Source organism: Aeribacillus sp. FSL k6-2211, from assembly GCF_037966125.1.
Classification (GTDB): domain Bacteria; phylum Bacillota; class Bacilli; order Bacillales; family Aeribacillaceae; genus Aeribacillus; species Aeribacillus composti.
On the sequence record NZ_CP150190.1, the window covers coordinates 3,345,730 to 3,366,823 of the forward strand.

Here is a 21,094-nt window from a genome sequence, read left to right on the forward strand (position 1 = left end):
TTTTTGCATTTGCCTTTTATTACGCAATTAAGGGATGGAAAGAAAACCGAAGCGAAAGTATATGGTATCTCATATTTAGTTTATTTATTTTGGGAGGAATCATCGTTAGATTTATATTTTAAATCACTACCATTGCAAATAAATCCGATGATTCCACCACACTAACAATGTTCAAAAATGATAAAGTACATAACCCTTGGAAAAGGTGGTTCCTATTCGAAAAGTTACACTTAATCGAACAATAAAATGAAGTTCTTATCAAGTTAAGAAAACCATGGGGAAAAATCTTTCATGCACCACCGATCAAACGAAAAACTTTACGTTGAGTGGTTTGAATTAGCTAACTGTCTTCCTAGCAAAAAAAGCATACATAGTGGCTCAAAATCAAATCGCAGTATGTTCCCGTCTGCTTCACCTTAATTCATTAAGGAGACGATACAAGTCAAGTTTCAATGACTTTCGGGACAATCCCATTGTGGAAAAAGAATCCTTATTTTAGTCATAAATATTCACTATGATTCGGCAAGGAAATAATACTGTTTTGTTCATATCATAATTCAGAAACTTTCAATCTCCCTGGGGTTCTTCCTGCGAGAAATAAATTACTTAATAGTGCCAAAATGATTGTTCCAATTGTTAAAAAAACGACACCATGCCATCCGTAATTTTCCCATAAAAGGCCGGGAATCCAACCGCCAAGGCTTCCTCCTAAATAGAAAAACACCAAATATAAAGACGTAGCAGCTCCCCGTGAATCGGCGGCCATATCTGTCACATAAGCTGTTGTTGCTGATTGAGAAGCAAAATTTCCGAGCGTCAACAATGATGATCCCACAACAAGCGCAGGAATCGTTGGCCAAAGCGTTATGAAAATACCGATTCCGCCAAGAATATGCCCCATACTCATTGTCCAACGCCGGCCAATCTTATCAGATATCATGCCAGCTATAGGAGCGGAGAAAATGCCGAACGCATATGTAGCATAAAGCAACGAAATTTGTGTATTGCTTAACTGAAAAGGAGGTTGAGCAACATAAAAAGGAATATATGTGAAAAAGCTAATAAATGCGAAGAATTGCGAAAAACCTATAGTGAATGTACCTATCAGAGCAGGATTTTTAAAATGTATGCCAAAATTTTGTTTCTTCCTTTCTCTTTGATAGTTAGGTTTAGGGAGATATTTCCAAACTAAAAAAGCAACGACCATGGAATACACCGCGATTATTGAAAAAACAGTCCTCCAGGAAAATGTGTCGGCTATCGGTCCAGAAATAACCCGTCCCAGCAATCCGCCCGCCACATTAGCACTTACATATACTCCCATCACTCTTCCACGTTGATTTAGAGGAAATTCTTCAGATACATATGCCATCATCACAGCCAAGATGCCAGGTATGATGAGACCATACATACATCTCCAAAATAAAATTGATGAAAATGATTCACTAATGTAAATCATCATACTCGGAAAAATTAATAATATACTTGCAAAAAGAATAACTTTTTTTCGATCCCATTGGTCCAATAATTGAGCAAATACAAAAGATGACACGGCTAATGAAATAATGGTAATCGAAATAGCTGAGCTTGCCGTTGCTATCGATATATTAAATTCTTGAGTCCACAACGGGAGTAGAGGCTGTGGTGCATAAAGAACAATGAACGCATTTGCTGTAGCTACAAAAATAATGAATAAACGTAACATATAGTGACTACTCCTCCGCTATCTTTTATTGTTGAAGTCATCTTTTTAAATGTTTACTGAGAGCATCGCCGGTTCATATTCAATAATGCAGCCTATACAATGAATGACATCCTTATATGGAAAACAAATTACCGAGGATGAGAAGAGTTCTTTTCGTTTAACAAAAAAGTAACTCTTTTAAATAATTCGAGATACGAAAGAAATATCCTTCATTTTTTTATCCTCACGCCTCTTTCAATCTATAATCGTTCCAAATATATAGAAAAAAGAACAGCCAACCATATGAATGCGGCTGCACTTTCGAATCCTATTTAATAGAATCTACTTTTTTCGAAAATACAAATTCAGAGTCGCCAACGCCACTTATTCTATAAATCGTATCATTTTCCTCAAGAACAATATTGTCTCAGCCAATTCACTTGAAATAACCGTTACTATCAGAGCCTGTATCAACCAATATCCGATTGTATTTGATAATTGAATTTTGAGCCACTCCGATCTAACTTTGCAACTGGTAAATCTGGATAAATCTTGATGTCAAAAAAGCTTCCTTGTCTTATAATAGGCATAGGGGGTCAACCTTAAGTCGATAGACTGTTTGGCCGCTTACTTATTTCGACATTTTCGGGAGTACTTCTTATTTAGTGCTTAGAAATCTTTGAGTCTGGATGAATAATATTTATAAAATTCATTCAATTTATTATTTTTAGTATTGTTCAAAATTAATGTAATATTAATGATGAAGAGAAAGGTAAAATTACAACACTAAACTCATACACTTGCTTAAATGCCTTGAACAAGAAACTAATTACAAAGCTTTGATTTATTTAGACTGCTAGCTTTTATCAGTATGGGAAACTTATTTGATATACCCAAAAACTGTTTTTTGCAAAATAAAAGTGCAGAGAATTGCAAAATCCTTATGCAGTGATATGCAATGGGGCTTTACATGGAGGAGGAGCCATGATAACCTTTTTTGGTTTTGCCAAAACTGTTGAAGCTGGCGCTTGGCTAAAGAATCATGGCTACAGAGGATCCATGTCAAGCCCTTGATGGATAGATCACATATATGTATATTTATTCAAAATTTTGATAAAGATATACTGCAACACTCTGTATTTTTTTCTTGCAGAAAACACCCAAAAACGTTAATTCCAGTAAAAATATCCAAAGTTAAGGTAAAAGAAAGTTATTCTAAAATTATCTAGGTAAGCTACCTTTTATCACGGATTCAGGTATCTATAGGATATATGGGTAAAGATATATTTTAAACATTACAACTGCTTATAAAATTCTTAATAACCCAAAAATCTAAAGGAAGAAGGGAAAGCATTGAATTACTTAGTAAAGCAAAAAAGATTTGTAGCTAATTTGTTTAAAGCTAGATTCCCATTTATATATATTCCAACTTGGGAAGAGCAAAGAGCACTAGCACTTATTAATGACATTGCCTATGATCAACAGTTGATTAAAACAACAAGAAAATTATTTACTTGGAAGATTACGGAAGGGATTGTAGGAGAGGGTATACGTAAAGACGATACGAAGGTTCCTGTAAAAGCATTAGAATTTATTGAAAAGTATGATGAGCCCGCTATTTTTGTACTGCAAGACTTCCATGTTTATTTTGGTGATCAAGGAAGATTACCAGATCTTCTTGTGATAAGAAAACTACGTGACATTGTAATGAGTTTAAAACAAAGTGTTAATCCAAAGAATATTGTATTTTTATCTCCAATTCTTAAATTACCGCAAGATTTGGAGAAAGATATTACAATTGTTGATTTTCCTTTACCAACCTTTACTGAAATGAAGCAACTGCTTGATGAAATGATTGAAGTAAACCGACAAACAGGAAGAATTGAAATTAACTTAAATGAAGAAGAAAAAGAAAAACTCGTAAAAGCATCATTGGGTTTAACACTTTCGGAAGCCGAAAATGCCTTTGCACGGGCAATGGTTGATGATGGAAAATTATCAATCAAGGATGTTGAAGTGATCCTTCAAGAAAAAGAACAAATCATTAAGAAAACAGGGATACTAGAATTTATATCGAGTAATCTTAATATGGATGAAGTCGGTGGATTAGAAAATTTAAAACGTTGGTTGAAAAAAAGAGATAAATCTTGGTTAGAGTCTGCGCAACAGTATGGTTTACCAGCTCCAAAGGGTGTGCTCATTACAGGTGTTCCAGGTTGTGGTAAAAGTTTAATAAGTAAAGCGATTAGTGGAATGTGGCAGCTTCCATTACTGCGATTAGATATTGGAAAAGTGTTTAGCGGCATTGTTGGTAGTAGTGAAGAAAATATGAGAAAAGCGATTCAAACAGCTGAAGCCATTGCACCTTCCATCTTATGGATTGATGAAATCGAAAAAGGATTTAACGGAACTAGTTCATCTGGAGATAGCGGGACAAGTTCTCGTGTTTTTGGACACTTTTTAACTTGGATGCAAGAAAAAGAAAAATCCGTATTTGTAGTTGCCACTGCAAACAATATATCGGCACTTCCTCCTGAAATGTTGCGAAAAGGTCGATTTGATGAAATTTTCTTTGTTGATTTACCAACACATAGAGAACGTATTGAAATCTTCCGAGTTCATTTAAAGAAAAGATTAAATAACCCAAGCGTAAAAGGTAATTTTGAAATTAGTACTGAAAACCTGGAAAAATTGGCTGACATGACGGAGGGGTTTGTAGGAGCAGAGATTGAACAAGTTGTCATAAATGGATTATTTGAGGCATTTTATGAAGAACGAAGTGTTCAATTTAGTGATTTTGAAAAAGTTTCGAAATTAATTGTACCACTTGCGGTGACACAGGCTGAACAAATTAAAGAGATTCGTGAATGGGCTAGTGTTAGAGCGGTTGCGGCTACGCCTAGAGAAGATCGAGCGGAGTATTGCGAATCAAATAGCTCTAACATGGATATGGATATTAAGTCCACTCGTGGCGGTCGTGCGATTGACTTTTAATAGAAGTAGGTGAATGAATTGAGCATTGAACTTTTGTTAGTTCCAATTGGTATTGCAACAATTAGTTCGATTAAAGCCTTTGCAAATCAAAAAAATGATTCCTTTATCATTCCAACGATTATGAAGAAAGAAGATTTACTTCAAAAATCGATTGAACAGTATGGTTGCAAAGTGACAAAATTGACTGAACAAAATTACCAAACGACAATTGAAGATCTTCAAATTTATTTTCAACTAACTGAACAGGGGTATTTTGAAGCGATATTTAACAATAGTGTTGACACACAAGCTGCCATGGAATTTATTGAAAATTTACAGACAGAATACAAATATCTAATACAACAAGAAACTTATCAACATTTACTGAAACAAGCAGCAGAACATGGCCTACATCTGGAATCGGAAATTATGCAAGAAGACCGAACAATTGTTTTAACTTTTAATGTCAACAATATTTCTAAATAGGTGATGCTATGGGAACCAAAAAAATACAGATCAAATTGACAGAAGACGGTAAAATCTTTGCGGAAACAATTGGCATGAAGGGACAAGAATGCATCAAGTATATTGACCTTTTGGAGAAACTACTCGAATCGGAAACAGTTGATTCAAATTATAAAGAAGAATATTTTCAATTTGAAGAAACTATAACTGAACAAAATAAATTGAAGCTAAAGGAGGAGTGAATGATGCGGAGTATAACTGAGAAGGGGATAGGTTGGGAATTACGTAACTCCATCTGGATGCTATGGGTCTTTTTCCCTTTTGCTTTTTTTAATTATATTTCTTTTTTCTATGCAGCTTTCAGAGTAAGACAAAGAAAATGGTTTTTTGCAGGACTCATATATACTTTACCTTTTATCATATTTTTAATTGCAGAAGAAGGACATTTCTTATTTGATATCGCGTTTGCATTAGCACTTATTAGTTGGGTTTCTTCCATCTTTCATGTTTTTAGAATTAGACCTGAATATTTACTCCGTCTTGAATCACAGCAAAAAGTACAAGAAAAAAATTTAAAGCAATTAAAAGAAGCTATTGCGAAAGAACATATCCTTGAATCGAATGATGAACAGCAAGTGATTTCTCCAAAGGAAGAATTTATAAACCCAATGCAGCCATCAATTGAAAACGAAAGCGTAAGTAAACGAATCGATGTCAATCATGCTTCAGCAGATGAAATTGCAAAGGTACCTGGGGTTGGATTGATTTTTGCGAAAAAAATACTTGCAGAGAGAGAAAGGGTAGGATTCTTTCAAAATTTCGAACACTTTATCCAAGTTCTTGGGATTAAGCCTCATGTAGCTGAAAAAATGAGACCATATTTACAGTTTAATACTGACGATAATAATCAAGGAAATCAAAAGAAAAAAATGGAACGAGGAAGAGTTGTGGACTTTTGATGGAACTGTACATACATCGTTATATTCCAGTTACTGAAGTGGAAGGACCAGGCAAAAGATTTGCAATTTGGGTACAAGGTTGTTCAATTCGTTGTAAAGGGTGTGCCGTTCCTTGGACTTGGGTAAATGAAAACGGTACAAAAATGAATGTGGAGAATTTATTTGAATTCATTAAAGATAGTAAAGAGCAAAACGAGATTGAAGGCGTCACATTTCTTGGAGGAGAACCGTTTGATCAAGCTGAAGCCTTAGGGGAACTAGGAAGAAAAGTGAAACAACTCGGCTTAACAGTTATGACATTTACAGGGTATTTATATGATGATTTGAAAAAACAAAAACAAAATCAACAGCTGCTATCAGTGACAGATTTGCTAATCGATGGACCTTTTATCGAAGAAAAATTAGATTTAAGCCGTCCTTGGGTTGGTTCATCCAATCAAAACTATCATTTCCTCACGGATGTTTATAAACATTTAGAAACGAACTTTCATCAATTTCAAAATAAAATTGAAATTCGAATTTCTCAAAATGGTACAATCTCAGTGAACGGAATGGCAACGAAAGATACATTGAAAGAAATATTGAATCAGCACACTTTTAAACGTATCCGATCAAATACTTAATTTTTATTTGTTAGGTGCACTTGATAAAGAAACAATAGATAATCCCCTACCTTTCAGGTACCGTCAAAAATTTTGTGTAATACAAGATAGATAGGGGGTCTCTGAAATGGATTTGGAATGTTTCTCCACACGGGGCTGTCCAGAAAATCAAATCCCCATAAAAAACAAAAAATCATAAACATCGATATATCAACGTTTCTAAAACATCAAAGGGGGCGTCAATAAGTAGTAAAAACGACTTATTAGACACCCCCATGTGGAAAGTGGGAATCCTCCTATTTTTTTGATTTGCATTATTTAGTTCTTCAAACATTTGCTCGAGGGCTGCTTGTACTTCGGCCAATCCTGGCAACTTTCGCTCTGCCCATTTCTCATTAGCTGATACAGGATTAATTTACCAAATCCTCAATCATAAGGGTGTGGTTGCCAGGTCATTTTCACCTAGGCAATCGATTACTTTCTCGTATACCAACCGGCGGCAGATGTTATTGCGAAGCTTTATAATGCAGGATGATAGGCTTATTTTTTTCATTGTTGCTTTATATAAACTAATTTCACCAGTTGTATGTTCGGAGTCTGCGGAATCAGCCACAAAATTTTCATTTAATGATATAGTCCAAATCTCTTCGTTATGTCTCATTAAAACAACAGCAAGAGTACCAAACTGAGTAATATGATCCCAGTAAAATAATTTCCTTTTTACCATTTATGAGTAACAGAAATTCCTTCTGAATGGCTCACAACCTCAACGTTATTTCCTTGCCATCGACCATGGATTTCAGCCCCGACATAATAATAGAACCTTCCGTTTCCGCGATCACCATAAGTCCAGATAAATTGTTGAATCGTATGATCAACGGTTTTATATGTAACGGCGGCAATAACATTCGCTAACTATTCCACTTTAAAATTCCCCATCTGTTTTATAGGGAAGCCTTTCTTTTGGACGAGACAGAATTCCGTAATAAGACCTCAAGTAAACGGCATCCCCACTCTAATTGATAATACATGTTTAAAATCAGGCGATATACTTATGATATTTTTAACTTTTTTACCATTTGCAACAAACAATCCCTCATTGACTACTTATTCCATCCAATTTCTGGATGATGTGTCTCAAACCCTAGGATATTTTACTTAAAATAGAAAGTTTTAGGTAGATTATTTAAATTTTTCCTTATAATCATTTAACTATTTATTTAAAAAGCCGATTATAAATAATGAAATTGTTTGGTTTTCAATTTAATTATCACTTTGATGACTATTGTGTGCAGAAAAGCTTTGCGGAAGACCAACCAAACATGAACTCTGCAAGTTCCGATTTTTGCAATTACGGGATATCTGGAAGTAGGTACGCTTTTTACGAATCACAATATTAATCTGGTCCAAACCCGTACATAGTTCGTTTGTTGATACTTTAAAAAAACAACACAACGCAGACTGGAAACTGGCGATTTTAACTATGGCAATCACATTTTAATCGTCGATTTAAAAACAGGTAAATCAATCGATTTCTTTAGTGCGTTGAATTTTTACTATGGAAGCAAAGTGGAACCATTGCCTTCCATTAATTAGATAGGAGGGAATAACCGTGAAAATTGATCTTGGATATATCGGAGCAATAGTCGCTCGAAATAGAGCCAAAATGCCATCCGTACACGAAATCAAAAATCCATTGGCCGGACAACAAGTGGAAGTCATCCGAAACGGACAAGCCTATAAACTTACGATTTCGGATGAAATCAAACAAGTTCAAGGCTTGATGGCCATACCGATGGAAAAGTTTTTTCACGTAGAAAACGCTGACCCTTCTGATATTTTCTCTTATCGGCCAAAGGATCAATGGCTTGTGTTCAGCCAATATTTATATGAATCCAAATACTTTGATTCGCTAAGTAATGAAGAAGTAAAAAAAGTAGAATCCATCTTACAACACATAACGGACGGAGTAGATAGTTTGTCGCCATATCTAGGGATTAGCCTTTTTGGAATTAGTAAAGAACAACAGCATTCTTATGAAGCCCATCTTGAATTGGCTTCTTCAACAGCTGCACTTCAATACTTCAGTGATACGTTTTTAAGCGGTGATGTAAAAAAAGGATTTGATCAACTGATTCAAGATTATGTCCGCCACAATACGAAAATAGCCATAAATCACCAATCGGTAGAGGAGCGATTCATCGCAGCACGAGCCAAAATCAGGTCACTAAATGCTCCTTTAACATACCAACAAAGCCGTGAGCTGTCCATGACGAATAAACTTGGGAAAACGGTATATACACAAGCAGAAATTGAATCAGTCATCAAAAATTATCAAGAAATGTTTGAGAGCATTCAAAATGAAGAAGATTTGTCTGGAGTGCTTGCAAAAGCAAAAGAACAACTGCTTTCATTTGCTACGAAAGGCATCTCACCAAGGGATATAGATTACCAATTGGCAAGAGATTTTGTTGCACAGCGTGCCGATGACACATTCAATCGAATTGAGAATTACTGGCGTATGTTATTGCAAGAAAAATAAATTGTTCATTTGATCCGTGTTAAAAGATAGGGGGAAGTTTTTGCACTTTTTAACAAAAGTTGAGCAAAATATGGAAAAAGCTCAACCAACAGAAAATTGCTTGCAATGAAAATTACCGTTTAATAACTGAAGAAATCAATAATCTGCTTTCCAATAAACTGAAGCTTAAGCTGGAAAAATCTACTATCAATCCAAATGTGAACGAAAGAAATATGAGGAAAGACTACAAAATGATTTAATAGATATTTCAATGAACTAACTTCTGAGATGCTTCACCGTTTGGTTGATCGAATCGAAATAAAAGAAGATGCTTCACCAAAGATTTATTATCATTTCAAAAATGATGGTTTAAAAGAATAAAAGATAATCGAGTAGGAGGGAGCGATTAACTCCCGTCCTCTCACACCACCGTACGTACGGTTCCGTATACGGCGGTTCAATTAAGATAATTGACGCAAGTCTTTATAACTTCCGTGAATAGCTGTTCTCTTTATGCCAGTGGTCACTCCACCCTCCAAGAGATCTCCCACGGGATTCACCGCTTCCTCCCTCAAGTGAGGTACTACGTTTTCTGTGTTCATCATGACTCACTGAATGCCAAGGGCTATTCTCTCTTAATTGTTCGGTCCTTCTTAGTTGTTCTAGACCAACTAATACTATGACCTCTGCTGACTTCTGACTGTTCAGCTATCTATCACTAGATAGGTTACCAAGGTTACTTGGCGTGCCAGCCAGACCTCCCCGGGTAAGAGTGTAATCTTTCCTTCCATCCATCTGCTTCATTTACTCTGTATCACCTTCGGCAGAAAGGGCTTTGTTTTGTCTTGCAAACTCACCCAGTGATACCTAGCCTCATATGAAGTTCGTGTTCCTCAGACCGGAAGTTTGCCGCTCGCTTCCTTCAGATTCCGCGTCACCACGGACACCCTTGCGTTAAGCTAACTGCTACTTCTGCCTTCGCAGCTCGGGACTTTCACCCTATAGATTACACCCATGCCGGGCGCACTAGGAAAAGCACGTTTCATGATTTCCAGAAACGTGCTTTCAGCTTATCGACAAAGTCGACAAACTGGGATTAGTTTAAAAAGCTAATCTTTTTGATTCCATTAAAAGCCAGTTACGAGTGGCATAGGGGGATACCGCGATAATAAAGAAAGCTAAGGTTCTATGAATTAAGACTTCATATTTTAGTGTTTATGATAAATTAAATCAGTTTCGTAACTATCACCGCTGTAATTATTTTTTTAAATACAATCTCTTTAATTCTTCTGTTTCTTCTTTCTTTAATTTAAAATTATAATGTGAAATGATCTTTTTCATTAAGGAGTCAAATTGCTTTAAATAAAAGCCATAATTGTAAATATCACAAATGCACTTGGCAATCTTTTGTTTCGGACAATTGGGATTATATTATTCTCAAAAGACAAGTAAAAAACATCACAACGATCGTCATTTATTTTATCAATATTTATTTTTCCAATTTCTTTCCTATACAAAGAAAAATAATTTTTCCCTATATGATCTTCAAGGATTTTATTTGCTTTATTAACATCTTCTCCTATATTTCGCAGCATTTTTCTTACGCTATTACTTGGTTTATCTTGATTAAAGTAACTATACACAACAATATAAAATGCCAATTGGCCAAATTCCGAATCGGCATATTGTCCAATCAAAAATTCTTTATTTCTTTGGACTTCATATAATCTCATTTTTTTGTTGACAATATTAGTTTTACATTTTATAGACATATCGAAATACACATTGTCTTTATCATAATTTTTTTGATAGACAGAAACTTTGTAATGCACCCCTTTGTCAAGACACAAATTGATAATATTTAAGTTATCCATTCTCTCCTTTCGCTATGAATGTGGTGCGTGTGCAAAAAAGGCTTGACATGGAGCCTCTACGGGCACGATTTTTTGCGCCTACTTGATGTACTAATCACATAGTCTAAAATTCTTTCTTTCGATAAATAATTACAGCAATTAAATATGAGAGAGTAAATACAGTAATACCAAGTACTATAAATAAAATCGGAACTAATAAAGACGAATCTATGGATAACGGTAATTTGTCTATTAAATCTTCTACTAAGAATTTGATTCCATAATAAACAAATAGACCTACAAATCCTCCTCCAAGTACAAATGCATCAGATTTGTCTGCACCAAAGATATAGAGGAACGGGTATATAAGCGCACCTGCTAAAAGAACTACGAAAATTCCAGAAGAAATAATATTAATTATGCCATTTATTTGTGTTTCAAAAATTAGATCATATGTATAAATAACAATATATGAAAGAAATGCTCCGATAATCACAACCGATAAGTAAAAAATATAGTGACTTCGGACAATATTAGACCTACTAACCGGTAAGGTAAGTACATATTTATCATAACCAGACTTACTCTCTATTTTTATAACTTCAAGTGAAGGCAAAGTCATTAATAATATAATTAACATAGCGGCCACACCACTTACCATAGGCCCTGCAAAAAATAAAAGTACACCAGAAATCAATAATGCGAGACCTACATATGCAAAAATACTTCGATAAACTAGGTAATAGTTTGTCAATAATAGACCTTTCACTTAAATTTCACTCCCTGTTAGTTAGTAAGAGACTAAGTTCTTCCATTGAAATCTTTTTAGAGCTAAGGTCCTTTGGCAATTCCATTTTATTTGATACAAGTATTCTAGAATAAGAACCATAGTCCCTTTTTGCAACAACTATATTTCTATTTAGTAAAGATAATCGTTCCTTTTTGATATCAACAATTGCAAATTTTTCAAGAATCTTGTCCTTTCTCTCATTTAATAAAATTTCACCATTTTTGATAAAAACAATATGACTAGCAATTTTCTCAATATCACTCATAATATGAGAAGAAAGTAATATCCCACCACTACTCTCTCTCACAAAGCTTTTTAACTCACCTAAGACTTGTTCTCTTGATGAGGGATCAAGCCCTCCTGTTGCCTCATCTAGTAATAGTAGTTTTGCATTATGTGACAGTGCAACAGCTATAGAAAGTTTCATTGACATCCCACGAGAAAATTTATATATTTGTTTATCTTCGGGGAGAGAAAAAGAATTAACCAATCGGAAAAAATCATCTTGATTCCAAGTATTAAATATTCTCAAAAAAACTTTATTTAGTTGTTTGATTGTTAGGTGCGCCGGTAAATTCATAGCATCGAACACAACTCCAATTTTTTCCTTCATCTTAGGCTGTTTATGTATATTTTCTTTGCCAAAGATTTTAATTCTACCTGAATCCTGAGAAACTAGACCTAGTATTGTTTTAAATGTAGTAGATTTACCTGCACCATTATCACCAATAAAGCCAACTATTGATCCTGACGGAACATTGAATGTAACATTTTTTAAAACAACTTTATTGCCATATCGCTTTGTAATATTTTGAACATCTAATAAGTACGACATTTTCTCACTCCAACATATTATCTTAGTATATATATGTATTCTACTTACACCCGTTAAATCATTTATTTTTTCAAAAATTATCTTTCTATTCAGAATAATAATGTAGAATAATACATTTTAAAAGGGGCTTTTGAATCGTTTTGTTTTTTTATTAGGTCTAAGAGCCTATGTTTTTACTTATTTTTGTTTGTACATCCAAGGTTATGAAAATAATATAGAGAATAAATAGTATTTTTCCATTGATTGATGTTAAATTAATAGATGGATACTACCTTGACACTACATTAAATAAAAAAATTTATAGAAAAATAACAAGTATCATTTACTTAATGATTAGTGTCGAACTCGATTCATCAGAAAAATGTAAGTGTAGTACTTCTTCTAGGTCCTTTTCGGTTAATTTTTCTAATATTTTTACGTCAAATAAATTCGTCCCATTGAAATGATAACGTGTGAATTGATTTGCAATAAATTGAGGCGAATTAATAGACCTTAAAAAGCAACCAATTTCCTTATTTATTACACGTTGTGCATTATCTCTTTTTATCGGATCCCTTTTAAATCTAGAAACCGTTTCATATACAGTATTAATAACTTCTTGAGGCTCTTTACTTTCCCCACTAATTATGGAGTAACCAAAATTCCCCTCAATTCCGCCGGAACCTTAACATCCCCAACCCCTTCCATGGGAATCCCATTTGCCGGTCAGGGTTCGTATTTTTCAGATTTGTTATGGCGTCGTCTACGAATCGGCCGACTTTAGGCGCACCGTTTGCTGCGCCGGTTTTCAAATGCTGCGGCACTTCTAATTCATTAGCCTCCTACTCGATGTTTAGGGAAGCTAAAGCTACATAGTGAATAACCGTGAGAAAGAAATTTTATATGTTTTTCCAGTTTGAAAAGTTCGTGAAATTTTTCAAACTGTGGGAAAATGTTCAAATGGAAAGGATAAGTCCCGACATCTTGCCAAGTTATTGTTAAAAATTAGATTTTAATATAACTTAATTGTAAGCGCTGACAGTTTATAGTTGCAACTATAAGCACCTTGACATTTTTGCTATGGCAATCATCTTTTGCATGAAATAACAGATCCCACAAATTACTTCTTAAGTATTGTTATTTAATTGCTAGTAAAGGAGTGGATCAAGGATGATGCAAAAAATCCAACGGTTCGGTGGGGCGATGTTTGTGCCAGTATTATTATTCCCATTTGCGGGGATACTTGTAGGTCTCACAATTTTATTTAAAAACGGGGATATTATGGGTTCTTTGGCTGATCCAGATGGAGCATGGTATAAATTCTGGACGGTAATAGAGGAAGGTGGATGGACAGTATTTAATCAAATCCCGTTGCTTTTTGTTGCCGGCATCCCTATTGGATTAGCGAAAAAAGCACACGCGAGAGCTGTTTTAGCAGCACTCGTAACCTATTTAACTTTCAATTATTTTGTAAACGCTATTTTAACGATTTGGGGGGAAAATTTTGGTGTCGATTTTAGCCAAGAAGTTGGAGGAGTGAGCGGGTTAACGGAAATTGCCGGTATTAAAACTTTAGATACAAATATTATCGGTGCGATTGTTATTTCTTCCATTGTTGTTTTAATCCACAATCGATATTTTGACAAAAAACTACCAGATTTCCTAGGTATCTTCCAAGGAACATCCTTTGTTGTCATTGTTTGTTTTTTTGCTATGTTGCCTCTTGCCTTGCTTACCTCGTGGGGATGGCCGATAATTCAGAACGGAATTGCTTCTTTACAAGGGTTTTTGGCTTCCTCTGATGTATTAGGGGTTTGGTTGTATACATTCCTTGAAAGAATCTTAATTCCAACGGGGCTGCACCATTTTATATACGGTCCTTTTATCTACGGCCCGGCAGTTGTTGATGGCGGAATTGCAAAATATTGGATGGAGCATTTATCGGAATATGCAACAAGTGCTCATTCATTAAAAGAAATGTTCCCGGAAGGCGGTTTTGCTTTGCATGGTATGCCCAAAATTTTTGGAATCCCTGGCATTGCATTAGCGATATACGTAACAGCAAAACCTGAGAAAAAGAAAATCGTATCAGGTATGTTGATTGCAGCAACTTTAACATCTGTTGTAGCTGGGATCACAGAACCGATAGAGTTCACATTTTTATTTGTTGCTCCTCTTCTATTTGCTGTACATGCATTTTTAGCAGCTTCTATGGCTGCGGTGATGTATGCGTTTGGTGCAGTTGGTAATATGGGTGGTGGATTGTTAGAAATTGCCAGCTCTAACTGGATTCCGTTATTCAAATACCATACTTCCACTTATATCACTCAGTGGATAATTGGATTGGCATTTACGGTTATCTATTTTTTCACGTTTCGTTATTTAATTGTAAAGCTAAATGTAGCTACCCCAGGTCGTGAAGCAGATGACCAAAAAGAAGTAAAACTGTATACAAAAGCAGACTACAAAGCTAAAAAGCAAGCAGAAAATAAAAATAGTGCAAATAAAGAAAATGCTTATTTTGTTCAAGCTAGTGAATTTTTAGAAGCTCTAGGCGGATCTTCTAATATTGCCGATGTAACAAACTGTGCTACAAGACTCCGCGTAACAGTAGTAGATGAATCAAAAATAGCGCCTGATAGCCGATTTAGATCAGCTGGAGCCCACGGAATTGTTAAGAATGGGAAAGCAATTCAAGTGATAGTCGGTTTATCGGTTCCACAAGTAAGGGAACAATTTGAGAATTTATTGAGTGATTCTAGCAAAAAACAATATAAAGAAAACTGAAAGGCTCCACATTTACTTGCAAATTCTAAAATGTTGTTTATTTGACAAGCGGGAAAATTCCCTTCTTATGGGAAATAGAACTGAACTTGAGATAGCGACCAGAATGGTTAAGAAATATTGTTTTCATACAAATGAATTGTTATAACTTGGATGAAAGAGGATATTGCATTAAAGGAGGAAACCTAAAAATGAAAAAATTCTCGGTATTAATTGCAGGCGGGGGAAGTACTTTTACTCCAGGGATTGTTTTGATGTTATTAGATAATTTATATAAGTTTCCAATTCGGAAATTAAAACTTTATGATAATGATGAGGAACGTCAAGCAACAATTGCAGGAGCTTGCGAAATAATTCTCAAAGAAAGAGCTCCGGAAATAGAATTTTTGGCAACAACAAATCCTGAAGAAGCCTTTACAGATGTTGATTTTGTCATGGCGCATATTCGTGTAGGAAAATATGCAATGCGTGAATTAGATGAAAAAATACCTTTGAAACATGGTGTAGTTGGTCAAGAAACATGCGGGCCAGGTGGAATTGCATATGGAATGCGTTCTATTGGAGGAGTATTAGAATTAATTGATTATATGGAAAAATACTCTCCTAATGCATGGATGCTCAATTATTCCAACCCAGCAGCGATTGTAGCTGAAGCGACGCGCCGTCTCCGTCCTCATTCGAAAGTACTTAACATTTGTGATATGCCTGTCGGGATTGAAGAACGTATGGCGCGAATTTTAGGGTTAAAATCTCGCAAAGAAATGACGGTAAGATATTATGGATTGAACCATTTTGGATGGTGGACGGATATTCGCGACAAAGAAGGAAATGATTTAATGCCTAAATTAAAGGAGCATGTTGCAAAGTACGGGTATGTTGTCAATGATAGCGGAGACAATCAGCATGTTGATGCTAGCTGGCAAGATACATTCTTAAAAGCGAGAGACGTATATGCATTAGACCCAGATACGTTGCCAAACACATATTTAAAATACTATTTATTCCCGGATGAAGTAGTGGCAAATTCTAACCCGAATTATACAAGAGCAAATGAAGTAATGGAAGGCCGTGAAAAATTTGTTTTCGGCGAATGTAGAAAAATAATTGAAAATCAATCCACAGAAGGCAGTAAACTTCATATAGATGAACATGCAGCATATATTGTAGATTTGGCGCGTGCCATTGCTTATAACACTCATGAAAGAATGTTGCTTATTGTAGAAAATAAAGGGGCTATTTCCAATTTTGATCCGACCGCAATGGTGGAAATTCCATGCATTGTCGGCAGCAATGGTCCTGAACCGCTATCGATCGGGGAAATCCCGCAATTCCAAAAAGGATTAATGGAACAACAAGTATCTGTGGAAAAGCTAGTGGTAGAAGCATGGATAACAAGGTCTTACCAAAAATTATGGCAAGCAATAACATTATCAAAAACAGTACCGAGTGCAAAAGTTGCTAAAGAAATATTGGATGATTTAATTGAAGCAAATAAAGATTTCTGGCCTGAACTTCATAAAGATGATGTGGTAGTGAGCGAATTTTTTTAAGATGATCGATTTTATCAAATAAAAAGGGGCTGTCCAGAAAGTCAGATCCCCATTGAAAACAAAAAATCATAAACACCGATATATCAACGTTTCTAAAACATTAATGGGGGCGTCAATAAGCCGTAAAAACGAATTATTAGACACCCCCTTTTTTTGTTTCACTCCTCCTTCTGTTAATGAAAAATTATTTTTTGCCAAGCAGCAGACTTACACCTTTTTTTCCTTTAAACTAAGTATTGTAGTGTTCTGGCATTACATTTGGCTGCTTCCGAAGGAATGTAAAGGATAATAATCCAGTACAGTTCCATATAGTTCTGCCAGCGAATTTATTCGCAGTTAACGGCACGGCCATTTGGAGATGACAAGAGCAAACATAAATTATTTATTGAAGGAGGGGATATGGCTTGAGATTAGAAGAACTTATTAATAAACATTATAAAAAATTAAATGAGACAGATTTACACATCTTAAAGTACATTATGAATAATAAAAATACTTGTTATTCGTTAGGGATTAATAATCTAGCTGAAAAATGCAATGTTTCCCGCTCTTCAATATTGCGGTTGGCACAGAAATTGGAATTTAGTGGATATAGTGAATTCCGAGTGTTCTTAAAATGGCAAGGTCGAGAGGATCCGGTAGAAGAAAAAAGCGGTGTAGAAATTTTGCAGGAAGATCTTCATGAAACAATCAAATATATTCAAACCAAAGATTTTTCGGATGTTTGTGAATTGATATATAATGCCAATCAAGTATTTGTTTTTGGGACGGGCACTGCACAATTACATTGTGCATTAGAGTTGCAAAGAATGTTTCTGCCGCTTCAAAAGTATTTGAATGTTATCCACTCTCAATTGGAGTTTGAAATAATTGTAAAGGATTTGCAGAAAAACGATGTTGTGATCATTTTTTCTTTATCAGGAGATACACCAACAATTTTTCCTGCAGTGCAAAATTTAGTTGCCAAAGGAATTCCTTTTATCTCTATAACAAATTTAGTAAATAATCGTTTGGCTAGAATGACTCCGTATAATTTATATGCCAGGAGTTCAAATCTCGCAAGCCATAACGGAACAAAATTGAAAACATTTGCCCCTTTTTTTATTATTGGAGAAGCTATTTTTAGCCATTATGTTGACTACCTGAAAGAGAAAAAAGAAACAATTGAAAGGGCGGGAAAAGATGAAGACGCATAATACAACGTGCCAACAAAAACATTCGAATGATTCCCCTTCCATATTACAAAGTTTGCGCATTTTTAAAATATCGGTCATCTTTTTTATACGTCCCATTTCTCTTTCTTAATTATTTATATATAATGTCGCTGCAGGCAAACCAACCTTTTTTTGCTCAAGTAAAAGAGGATCCTTTCATTAAAATTTGTTTGTGTTTGCCATGTTAAATCTTTTTTTGGTGTATTGACAAGAATGGTGTTGTCAGATTTATAAAACAGATCCAGTTAGAAATAGGAAGGTTGGCGATTTCATTATTGCTGGTTGAAATATATTTGGCAGTATGTTGCTTCTTTTAGCTATTAGCAAATACCGGAAAGCACATAAAGAATTCATAAAAAATAGTACGTTGAACCGGAAGGAAAAAGGAGCAAATTTAAGATTTGTCGGAAGTACCATTATTGTTGGATTGCTGTCTGTTCTTTGTCTTGTCTTTATTATTAAAATACAATTTTCATAAAATTATTATAGATAGAAAGAAGGAATTAGTATGTTAAAAAAAATATTTGCGAAAAATCCCAAAACTATTATAGAAGAAATTTTTTCACCTATGTATGGCGAAGTAATTTCATTATCAGAAGTACCGGATCCCGTGTTTGCCCAAAAGATGATGGGGGATGGGATAGCGGTTATTCCTAAAGACGGAAAGGTGGTGTCCCCTGTAAAAGGACAAATTATTCAAGTATTTCCTACTAAGCACGCAATAGGTATTCGAACAAAACATGGGTTAGAAGTATTAATTCACGTTGGACTAGATACGGTTGAATTAAATGGTGAAGGTTATGAAGTAACTGTGAGTGAAGGGCAAAAAGTAAAAATTGGAGATCCCATAATGAATGTTGATATAGAATTTATTGAAAAAAATAATAAAGAAATCGTAACGCCAATTATTATTACAAATAGCGCTGAAAAGACTGAGAAAATAGTTGTGCGGGAAGCTGGTGAAATACAAAGGGGAGAGTATATATTGAAATGCTATGTTGTAAATTAGGGCAATTTCATTCTAACATCCGAAATACCGCGAAAAATTTTGCGAATCCCCTAGATGATGCACATTCTTACCAAGCATTTGTGCATTTTCCAATGGATTTAAGTCAATATTTTGGACACCAATAAGTGAAATTTAATTTTGATCTCATGCCATATTTTTCATGACATCGCTGGTCGCTTGACATGGAGCCTCTGCGGGCGTGGTGTTATGCGAAGGGCGAAAGGGGCAATGATTTCTTTCGCATGGCAAACAAGCCTACCACGCCCCGCCACTCCATGTAAAGCGGATGCTTGTAAAATTGTGAAGAGCACTACGCTGCCCCTTTGATACTGTCTTCTGTTTCTTGTGGCGTCATATAGCCCAGGCAGCTATGAATCCGTTTCCGATTGTACCAGCCTTCTATAAATTCGAATAAGGCTCTTCTGGCAGCTTGAAAGTTCAAATAGTTGACTCTGTAGATCTCTTCCTTTTTCAGAATTGCATGGAAAGACTCCATGCAGGCGTTATCGTATGGGCAACCTTTTTTACTGAAGGAGTGTTTGAACTGCTTCTTTTCCATGTATTCTGCAAATTTCTCGCTTGTATACTGGGATCCCAAATCAGAATGCAAGATCAATCCCGGACCTGGACGTTGTGCCTGATAAGCGTTTTCTACTGCCTTTAAAGCCAGTTCAGTCGTCATGTGGCGGTCAAAAGCGTAACCGACAATCTTTCTGGAATGTAAATCCATTACGGAAGCCAGGTAGCACCAACCGTCTCTCAAAGTATGAATGTACGTAATATCCGTAACCCATTTCTCGTTGATGGTTGTCGTTGAGAAGTCCTGGTTCAGCAGGTTATCGTGTTCTTCCATCTTGCCCTTATTGGAATGGGGGCGGTACTTTTTTCTGATAATGGAATAAATGCCTGCAGCCTTCATCAAACGCTGAACCCGTTTCAGGCTGACTTTGAGCCCTTCTTTTTCAAGCATATGGTGGATCTTCGGTGCTCCGTATCTCTGCTTGCTTTCCGTATGGATTTTTCGTATTCTGTCTGTCAGCTCCCGGTTTTCCCGTTTTGTTTTTGACTCTGTTTTTTGTTTGGATTGATAGTAGGTACTTCTCGGCACGCCAAGGACCGTACACATGGTTTTAAGGTCATAATGGTGTTTGGCTCTTATCTCGTCAATCATGGATATAACAGTGGTTTGATCTACTTCTTTGCGAATATGGCCATAGCTTTTTTTAAGATTTCGTTTTCCTCTTTCAGCCGGTGCAATTCTTTTTGCAGGTTCAGAAATTCTTCCGGGGTAAAAGAGCCCCCGTCATCCACCTTAACCGGTTTTTGTTTTCTGATCCATTTGTAGAATGTCGTTTCAGACAGGCCATATTCGATCAAGATCTGTTTTACTAGTGTTCCAGTTTGATAAAGCTCAACCACCATTTCCTTAAATTCAGCATGATAACGTTTACGTTTTTCGCTTGTGTTACCTATATCAGGACACATCCCTTCGTTAATATTATATTTCACTAAAGGGTGTCCATGAAACTATACTAGCATCACCAAATATATTTCTGTAAAATGATGCAAGGTATTTTCTGCAAGAAGAAAATTCAGAGTGTTGCAGTATACCTTTATCAAATTTTTGTATAAATATACATATATGTGATCTATCCATCAAGGGCTTGACATGGATCTTCTGTAGCCATGATTCTTTAGCCAAGCGCCAGCTTCAACAGTTTTGGCAAAACCAAAAAAGGTTATCATGGCTCCTCCTCCATGTAAAGCTCCTTTGCATATCACTGCATAAGGATTTTGCAATTCTCTGCACTTTTATTTTCAAAAAACAATCCTATTGTAATTAAGTTTATTATAATCTCCCTGTTCTCCGTGTCTA

At 35.5% G+C, this 21,094-nt stretch carries 15 protein-coding genes; 10 read left to right on the forward strand and 5 right to left on the reverse strand.

The window, feature by feature from the left end; genetic code table 11:
• Positions 1 to 550 precede the first annotated feature (550 nt).
• The gene (locus NSU19_RS16215; protein WP_339197388.1) at positions 551 to 1,705 is read right to left on the reverse strand and encodes an MFS transporter; all 1,155 of its coding nucleotides are present in this window, start codon (positions 1,703 to 1,705) and stop codon (positions 551 to 553) included.
• Between the two features lie 1,332 nt (positions 1,706 to 3,037).
• Between NSU19_RS16215 and NSU19_RS16220 the strand changes: the two genes are divergently transcribed.
• The 6 genes from NSU19_RS16220 to NSU19_RS16245 all read left to right on the forward strand — a co-directional run bounded on the left by NSU19_RS16220 (position 3,038) and on the right by NSU19_RS16245 (position 9,225).
• On the forward strand, positions 3,038 to 4,678 hold the full coding sequence (locus NSU19_RS16220; protein ID WP_130157217.1) for an AAA family ATPase: 1,641 nt from the start codon (positions 3,038 to 3,040) through the stop codon (positions 4,676 to 4,678).
• Between the two features lie 18 nt (positions 4,679 to 4,696).
• The gene (locus NSU19_RS16225; RefSeq protein WP_066248066.1) at positions 4,697 to 5,143 is read left to right on the forward strand and encodes a hypothetical protein; all 447 of its coding nucleotides are present in this window, start codon (positions 4,697 to 4,699) and stop codon (positions 5,141 to 5,143) included.
• A gap of 8 nt (positions 5,144 to 5,151) precedes the next feature.
• A complete protein-coding gene (locus NSU19_RS16230) occupies positions 5,152 to 5,364 on the forward strand; it encodes a DUF2997 domain-containing protein (protein WP_066248063.1) in 213 nt (70 codons plus the stop codon).
• 3 nt (positions 5,365 to 5,367) lie between these two features.
• On the forward strand, positions 5,368 to 6,081 hold the full coding sequence (locus tag NSU19_RS16235) for a helix-hairpin-helix domain-containing protein (RefSeq protein WP_158640202.1): 714 nt from the start codon (positions 5,368 to 5,370) through the stop codon (positions 6,079 to 6,081).
• A complete protein-coding gene (locus tag NSU19_RS16240; RefSeq protein ID WP_066248060.1) occupies positions 6,081 to 6,704 on the forward strand; it encodes a 4Fe-4S single cluster domain-containing protein in 624 nt (207 codons plus the stop codon). The genes NSU19_RS16235 and NSU19_RS16240 overlap by 1 nt, the downstream gene beginning before the upstream one ends.
• A gap of 1,591 nt (positions 6,705 to 8,295) precedes the next feature.
• A complete protein-coding gene (locus NSU19_RS16245; RefSeq protein ID WP_339197393.1) occupies positions 8,296 to 9,225 on the forward strand; it encodes a hypothetical protein in 930 nt (309 codons plus the stop codon).
• 1,337 nt (positions 9,226 to 10,562) lie between these two features.
• On the opposite strand, the gene NSU19_RS16250 is transcribed toward NSU19_RS16245, so the two are convergent.
• From NSU19_RS16250 to NSU19_RS16260, 3 genes are all read right to left on the reverse strand, one after another.
• The gene (locus NSU19_RS16250) at positions 10,563 to 11,078 is read right to left on the reverse strand and encodes a hypothetical protein (protein WP_339197396.1); all 516 of its coding nucleotides are present in this window, start codon (positions 11,076 to 11,078) and stop codon (positions 10,563 to 10,565) included.
• 103 nt (positions 11,079 to 11,181) lie between these two features.
• A complete protein-coding gene (locus NSU19_RS16255; RefSeq protein WP_066248048.1) occupies positions 11,182 to 11,826 on the reverse strand; it encodes an ABC-2 transporter permease in 645 nt (214 codons plus the stop codon).
• A gap of 7 nt (positions 11,827 to 11,833) precedes the next feature.
• Positions 11,834 to 12,682: an ABC transporter ATP-binding protein gene (locus tag NSU19_RS16260; RefSeq protein WP_066248045.1), complete on the reverse strand. Its 849-nt coding sequence runs from the start codon at positions 12,680 to 12,682 to the stop codon at positions 11,834 to 11,836.
• A gap of 1,149 nt (positions 12,683 to 13,831) precedes the next feature.
• On the opposite strand from NSU19_RS16260, the gene NSU19_RS16265 reads away from it, so the two are divergent.
• The 4 genes from NSU19_RS16265 (at position 13,832) to NSU19_RS16280 (ending at position 19,218) form a co-directional block, all read left to right on the forward strand.
• Entirely contained in the window at positions 13,832 to 15,448 is a 1,617-nt protein-coding gene (locus tag NSU19_RS16265; protein WP_130157209.1) for an alpha-glucoside-specific PTS transporter subunit IIBC, read from the forward strand.
• A 188-nt stretch (positions 15,449 to 15,636) separates the two neighbouring features.
• Positions 15,637 to 16,995 (forward strand): 6-phospho-alpha-glucosidase, encoded by a 1,359-nt coding sequence (locus NSU19_RS16270; RefSeq protein ID WP_066250754.1) that lies wholly within the window; start codon positions 15,637 to 15,639, stop codon positions 16,993 to 16,995.
• Between the two features lie 404 nt (positions 16,996 to 17,399).
• Positions 17,400 to 18,191, forward strand: a complete 792-nt coding sequence (locus tag NSU19_RS16275; protein WP_094244504.1) for a MurR/RpiR family transcriptional regulator — start codon at positions 17,400 to 17,402, stop codon at positions 18,189 to 18,191.
• 526 nt (positions 18,192 to 18,717) lie between these two features.
• Positions 18,718 to 19,218 (forward strand): PTS glucose transporter subunit IIA, encoded by a 501-nt coding sequence (locus tag NSU19_RS16280; protein WP_066250760.1) that lies wholly within the window; start codon positions 18,718 to 18,720, stop codon positions 19,216 to 19,218.
• Positions 19,219 to 19,528: 310 nt separating this feature from the next.
• On the opposite strand, the gene NSU19_RS16285 is transcribed toward NSU19_RS16280, so the two are convergent.
• Positions 19,529 to 20,703, reverse strand: a protein-coding gene (locus tag NSU19_RS16285; protein WP_339200035.1) for an IS3 family transposase whose coding sequence is annotated in 2 segments (ribosomal slippage) — positions 19,529 to 20,436 and positions 20,436 to 20,703 — 1,176 coding nt in all. Because the reading frame shifts where the segments join, the coding sequence is not laid out codon by codon here.
• Positions 20,704 to 21,094 lie beyond the last annotated feature (391 nt).

Coding starts and splice junctions, on each gene's coding strand:
- NSU19_RS16215 (WP_339197388.1), bottom strand. CDS start 1,705: ATGTTACGTTTATTCATTATTTTTGTAGCTACAGCAAATGCGTTCATT.
- NSU19_RS16230 (WP_066248063.1), top strand. CDS start 5,152: ATGGGAACCAAAAAAATACAGATCAAATTGACAGAAGACGGTAAAATC.
- NSU19_RS16235 (WP_158640202.1), top strand. CDS start 5,368: ATGCGGAGTATAACTGAGAAGGGGATAGGTTGGGAATTACGTAACTCC.
- NSU19_RS16240 (WP_066248060.1), top strand. CDS start 6,081: ATGGAACTGTACATACATCGTTATATTCCAGTTACTGAAGTGGAAGGA.
- NSU19_RS16250 (WP_339197396.1), bottom strand. CDS start 11,078: ATGGATAACTTAAATATTATCAATTTGTGTCTTGACAAAGGGGTGCAT.
- NSU19_RS16260 (WP_066248045.1), bottom strand. CDS start 12,682: ATGTCGTACTTATTAGATGTTCAAAATATTACAAAGCGATATGGCAAT.
- NSU19_RS16265 (WP_130157209.1), top strand. CDS start 13,832: ATGATGCAAAAAATCCAACGGTTCGGTGGGGCGATGTTTGTGCCAGTA.
- NSU19_RS16270 (WP_066250754.1), top strand. CDS start 15,637: ATGAAAAAATTCTCGGTATTAATTGCAGGCGGGGGAAGTACTTTTACT.
- NSU19_RS16280 (WP_066250760.1), top strand. CDS start 18,718: ATGTTAAAAAAAATATTTGCGAAAAATCCCAAAACTATTATAGAAGAA.